Source organism: Glycomyces dulcitolivorans (assembly GCF_003265355.1).
Lineage (GTDB): Bacteria > Actinomycetota > Actinomycetes > Mycobacteriales > Micromonosporaceae > Glycomyces > Glycomyces dulcitolivorans.
On the sequence record NZ_QFRW01000058.1, the window covers coordinates 4365 to 9870 of the forward strand.

Here is a 5506-nt window from a genome sequence, read left to right on the forward strand (position 1 = left end):
GAACTTCGGGGTGCCGAGCCCCGACGTCCCGGGAGGCGTCCCGCCCGGGCCGCCCCCTTCTGGCGCCGGGTACAGCCCGTACGCGGGCGGCGGCTCGATCCCGCCGCCGCCACCGCCCCCGCCGCAGTACAACGGCGACGGGCCGCTCTACGGGCAGCAGCCGCGCAACGGCCTCGGGAAGGCGGCGCTGGTCTGCGGGATCATCGCGGTCGCCCTGTCGTTCGTGCCGGGCCTGAACGCCTTCAGCTGGCCGCTCGGCGTCCTCGCGATCGTGTTCGGCGCGATCGGCTGGTCGCGGGCGAACAAGGGCCAGGCGACGAACAAGTCGATCGCGATCACCGGGCTCGTGCTCGGCATCGTCTCGTTCTTCACGTTCTGCCTGATCTACGTGATCATCGGAGCGGGCAGCGCGACCATGTACAACACGGCGCCGATGTAAAGCGTGAAAAAGACGGGGCCGGGGCGCAATGCCCCGGCCCCGTTCGCGTTCGTTCTCAGACCTGGAGCCAGACACCCCGGCGCATGACCGAGACCAGGTTGAAGTCGTCGTCCAGGACCACGACATCGGCGTACTTCCCGGCCTCGATGGCGCCGACTTCGCGCAGGCCCAGCAGTTCCGCGGGAGTCGCGGAGGCCATCTGCGAGGCGGCCTCGACGGACTGCCCGGCCAGGCGCACGGCGTTGCGGAAGGCGTCGAGCAAGGTAATGGTCGACCCGGCGATGACGTCGGTCCCGGCGACCATGGCGACCCCGTTCTTGACCTCGACTTCGTGGCGGCCGAGCACGTAGTGGCCGTCCGAGAGCCCGGCGGCGTCCATCGCGTCCGAGATGAGGAGCGTCCAGGCCGGGAGCGAGAGGTCGAAGGCGAAGCGCATGGTCCCGGGGTGCAGGTGGACCGGGTCGGCGATGACCTCGGAGAAGATCCGCTCGTCGTTCATGAGCGCGGGGATCGGGCCGGGGTCGCGGTGGTTGAAGGCGCGCATGGCGTTGAACAGGTGCGTGGCGGCCTGCGCGCCCGCGTCGATCCCGGCGAGGGTCTCCTCGTACGAGGCGTCGGTGTGGCCGATCGCGGGCACGACGCCCTGCCCGTCGAGGAACTCGATGGCCTCCAGGGCGCCCGTGAGCTCGGGGGCGATGGTGACCATCTTGACGGCGGTGGTGCCGTCGGCGAGCCGCGCGGCCTCGATGAGCTCGGTCAACTCGCCGAGGTCAGGGTCCCGGAGAACCTCCAGGGCGTGCGCGCCGCATTTGGACGCCGAGATGTACGGGCCTTCGTAGTGGACGCCGGCCAGGACGCCCTCCGCGGCGAGCGGCGTCAGCGCTTTGGTCGCGTCGAGGAGGAACTCGTGCGAAGAAGAAACGAGAGAAGCCACAACGGTAGTGGTCCCGCGGGAAGCATGAAAGGAGGCAGCAGCCCGAGCAGATTCAGGATCTCCGTTCGCCAAGGAGAACCCACCGCCCCCATGGCAATGCGCATCGACAAAGCCCGGGAGGACCCAACCCGTAGGCTCGCCGTCCCGCTCCAGAACACCCTCGAACCGGTCCCCGTCAACGATCAGAGTCCCGTTGACGATGCCGTCGGGGGTGACGATCCGGCCCACGGCCGGCAGCATGACGCCGTCCACCGGCGCTCCTTCCAATCGATCCGGCGTGTGTCGGCCCACCCCGGTGCGGCACAATGTCCATGAGCGCACGAGCATCGCATGAGCACGGCCCGAGCGCCCCAGAGCTTACTTCGAACACTATCGTGCAGACAGCGGCGGCCCGCCGCTGTCCCGACCCGAGGAGCGACGTGGACCGCTACGCCCGGTGGAACACCCTGCTGGAGATCCTCGCAGAGACCGGACGCATCACGGTGGAGGATGCGGCCGAGCGGCTCGGCGTCTCGCAGGCGACGATCCGGCGCGACTTCGACCAGCTCTCCCAGCAGCAGATGATCACCCGCACCCGCGGCGGCGCCGTCGCCGGCGGCATCTCCTACGACCTCCCCCTCCGCTACAAGACCGCCCGCCACGTCGAGGAGAAGCACCGCATCGGCACCGCCGCCGCCGGCCTCGTCAGCCCCGGCCAGGTCATCGCCCTCAACGGCGGCACGACGATCACCGAGGTTGCGAGGGCCCTCGCGACAAGAACCGACCTCGTGGCAACCCCAGGCTCCACAGGCCTGACGATCGTGACCAACGCGCTGAACATCGCCAACGAGTTGATCGTGCGCCCGCACCTGAAAGTCGTCGTAGTGGGCGGCGTCGTCCGCCCCCAGTCCTACGAACTGATCGGCCCCCTCGCGGCCCCGATCCTGCGCGAGATCACCCTCGACATCGCCTTCCTCGGCGTCGACGCCATCGACCACAAACTCGGCGCCACCAGCCACCACGAAGGCGAAGCCGCCATAAACGCCCTCATGGCCGCCCGCGCCCGCAAAGTCGTGGTGATAGCCGACGGCTCCAAAATCGGAGGCCACGCCTTCGCCCGAATCTGCCCCACCGACCGGGTCCACACCCTCGTCACCGACGGCAACGCACCCGCGGAACAATTGCGCGGCTTCGAAGAAGCGGGCATCCGAGTCATCGTCGTCTGATCGCCGTAACTCCTTTCGGTTCGTGGCGTCCTGCGGTCAGGGCATCAGCGACGGAGAGGCAGGCGGGCGAGCGGGCCCGGTGGCGGCCTCGCGGTCGGCGTCTGGACGGCGAATGTGAGGCACGCCCGAGCGCGGGGGCCGACCCCGATTTTCCTTGCGGCACAACAGATCTGGTGGAGCGAGCGAGTGCAATTCACTCGATTGGGTGATGACACTGAAGCACACCAGTGGGACAATTGAGGTACGCACAGGGATACGGGATTCGCACAGGTGGCGCGAGGTGCAAGCAGACTAAGACAAGCCTCTGGCCGACGCGCAGACCATGCAGATGTCGAGACCGTCCAGGCGGGCTCAGTCCCCAGTGCTATCGGGATTCGCACCGCCGCGCCGAGAACAGCGGCCGGATGCGGGAGACGTCCGGATGGGATCACCTCAGCCGGGTTGCAAGTGCTCAGAACGAGGCACACGCCGAAGAGTCGACAGGGCTACACCCGAACAGGGTGGCGCGGTTATTCCAGCGGGCGGCACGCCGAAGCGGCGATGCCGGGGACACGAGCGAGGAACCTCCTCCAGTGATCCTCCGACCGGCCCCCGGACATGTTCTGGCCGAGCTTGACCGAACGCCGTCGATGCAGCGGACTAGCGAACAGTGCCCCTGACCGGGCACACCGATCCACCACCCACCTCAGCACAGCCGAAGCGAAGCGTGCACCGAATCAGGGCACCCCCGCTCACCGGCCGAATCGCACGGAGGCGGTACACCGACCACAGCAGCACCGCCGCGGGCCGGAAGCGGACCGCGATGGAACACACGCGAAGACCACCGGGAAGGAGACAGCGCGATGAGCAGGCGAGCCCCGCGGGAAGTGAGCATGTGCGCATCGGATTCAACAGCGGCACAATGCATCGCGACAGCGGCCTCCACCGCGAAGGCAGCCCCCGCCGCGACCTCCGCGACCTCCGCGACCTCCGCGACCTCCGCGACCTCCGCGACCATGGAACCGACGCCGGTCCCGGCCGCCAACCGCGGCCCCGCTCCGCCTCACTCCGTCGCTGACCGCTCTAAGCTCGACCGGCCACCGGCCCGAGCCCGGCCGAACGACTTCAGGACCGGGCTTGCCCGGTGTCATTCCCGACCGTTGGCAGCCTCACCGAGTACCGCGGCGATCCCCAGCAAGGCGGCGAGGCGGGCATGCTCACGGAATCGGTCGGCGAAGAAGACCTTCAGCGCCTCCCGGCATGCATCGGACCAGCCCTTGCAGTGCGTCTGACTCAAAGTCAACTGCGGATCAGAACCCTCGATCTGGTCGATGACCCCGATATCCACAGGCGGCTGTGGATACAGCTGCCGGAGCATCACCGATCCCGACTCGCCCTGCGGGATAAATCCCGAGATGACACGACCTCCGAACTCGGCGGTGCCGATCTTGGTGGCGCTCATGCGCTTGCTCCGATCAGGCGACCGGACAGCGGAAGCGGTGTCGGGTAGGGCCGGGGCCTGCGGCGGTGGGCGCCGGTCGGGCGGATCCGGCGACGGAGTTGGAGGTCCTCGGCGGTGATATCGCCCGCGAGGAGCGCGGCTTCCTGCTGAGCCGGCGATGCGGAGTAGAGGAAGTGTCGCGCAGCCGATTCGCGGGCGTGGCAGCCGTGCCTGCCCCAGCGCTCGCCGCACCAGTCGCAGCGAAGGCGGCCGAAGCCGAGCCAGGTTCTATATGGCTGGTGCAGTTGCAGGTCGGTCTTTGCCCAAGCGGGTACAGCATCGATCGCTAGGCTCACAAATGCCATGAGAATGGTCTTTCTCGTGGAGTGCGCGGCCCGCCGGTCTGGGTTCCAAGCTTTTCCGGCGGGCCGCTTTCTGTGTGCGGCCGTATTGAGTTCGAGTTCCGCCTGCTCTGGGGCCCGGGCCCCAGAGCAGGCGAGGGTCGCCCCGTGGCACCCAGCCTGCTTCCCCACCCGGAACAGGCTGGATGCGAGTCAGCGCCACGAGTCGGCGACCCAGAGTGAAGCTGGAAGCAAGTTAATCACAACCGATGCCATCGGTCAAGATCCGATGGCATCGAAATGAGATCCTCTCGCCTGGCCCCCATCGGCATCGCACTCAGTAGGCTGAGGCGGCATCAGGCGAGGAGGGGCGATCGAAGTGGAGCGCAAGCAGACCTCGGCAGCAGCCATCGCCGCCGAAACACTGCGCCAGCGGATCCTGGACGGGACCTACGCCCCTGGCGAGCGCATCCCGAGTGCCACCCTGATCAGTGAAGAGTTCGGGGTCGATCGAGGCACCGCCTCGCGGATCCTCGCCCAGCTGCGTCAGACCGGATTCATCATCACCAAGCCGAGCTCGGGCAGTTTCGTCCGGAGCTTCGAACCGATACTGCGTTCCTTTCCGTCGCGCATGTCAGCTTGGCGCGATGGGGAGGCGATCCAGGATGCCGACACCGGGAAGCGGGCTCGGACAGTCGAAGTGACTGTGGGCGAGGTCGAGGCGCCTGAAGTGGTGGCGGCCGAGTTCTCGATCGCCGCGGGCGATCCGGTGCTTCGCCGTTCGCGGCGGTTCGCAGTCGATGAGCGGCTGGTCCAGCTCGCCGACTCGTACTACCTGGTGGAGATGGTTCGCTCGACTCCGGTCGTCTACACCGACACCGGGCCGGGCGGCGTCTATGCGCGGCTCGCGGAGATCGGGCATGCGCCGGTCCGTTTCACCGAGCGGCTGCGGGCTCGGATGCCGTTGCCGACCGAGGTCGAGGCGCTCGAACTTCCCGGTGGCACACCGGTCGTCGCAATCACCCGGGCGGCGTTCGACAGTGGGGAGCGCTGCGTCGAGGTGACCGAGATGGTCCTGGATGCGGGCGCCTACGAACTCGAATACCACGCCACGATCTGAATCCCACCGCAAACGAATGGCCGGGGGCCGGGCGCGAAGCGCCCGGC

At 68.1% G+C, this 5506-nt stretch carries 6 protein-coding genes; 3 read left to right on the forward strand and 3 right to left on the reverse strand.

Features of this window, described 5'->3' with window-relative positions; all coding sequences use genetic code 11:
* Window positions 1–439, forward strand: a 439-nt coding sequence (locus DI269_RS26785; RefSeq protein WP_198667133.1) for a DUF4190 domain-containing protein, incomplete at its 5' end; no start/stop codon positions are given.
* A 55-nt stretch (window positions 440–494) separates the two neighbouring features.
* Here DI269_RS26785 and DI269_RS04360 read toward each other — a convergent pair.
* Complete coding sequence (locus tag DI269_RS04360; protein ID WP_112133912.1) at window positions 495–1613, reverse strand: N-acetylglucosamine-6-phosphate deacetylase; 1119 nt, start codon at window positions 1611–1613, stop codon at window positions 495–497.
* 179 nt (window positions 1614–1792) lie between these two features.
* On the opposite strand from DI269_RS04360, the gene DI269_RS04365 reads away from it, so the two are divergent.
* A complete protein-coding gene (locus tag DI269_RS04365) occupies window positions 1793–2578 on the forward strand; it encodes a DeoR/GlpR family DNA-binding transcription regulator (protein ID WP_112133908.1) in 786 nt (261 codons plus the stop codon).
* A 1126-nt stretch (window positions 2579–3704) separates the two neighbouring features.
* On the opposite strand, the gene DI269_RS04375 is transcribed toward DI269_RS04365, so the two are convergent.
* Complete coding sequence (locus tag DI269_RS04375; RefSeq protein WP_112133910.1) at window positions 3705–4019, reverse strand: hypothetical protein; 315 nt, start codon at window positions 4017–4019, stop codon at window positions 3705–3707.
* Entirely contained in the window at window positions 4016–4363 is a 348-nt protein-coding gene (locus DI269_RS26790) for a hypothetical protein (protein WP_157974756.1), read from the reverse strand. Before DI269_RS26790 ends, DI269_RS04375 begins: the two co-directional genes overlap by 4 nt.
* A gap of 355 nt (window positions 4364–4718) precedes the next feature.
* Between DI269_RS26790 and DI269_RS04380 the strand changes: the two genes are divergently transcribed.
* Entirely contained in the window at window positions 4719–5459 is a 741-nt protein-coding gene (locus DI269_RS04380; RefSeq protein ID WP_112133911.1) for a GntR family transcriptional regulator, read from the forward strand.
* The last annotated feature ends 47 nt before the right edge of the window (window positions 5460–5506 follow it).

Coding starts and splice junctions, on each gene's coding strand:
- DI269_RS04360 (WP_112133912.1), bottom strand. CDS start 1,613: ATGCTGCCGGCCGTGGGCCGGATCGTCACCCCCGACGGCATCGTCAAC.
- DI269_RS04375 (WP_112133910.1), bottom strand. CDS start 4,019: ATGAGCGCCACCAAGATCGGCACCGCCGAGTTCGGAGGTCGTGTCATC.
- DI269_RS26790 (WP_157974756.1), bottom strand. CDS start 4,363: ATGGCATTTGTGAGCCTAGCGATCGATGCTGTACCCGCTTGGGCAAAG.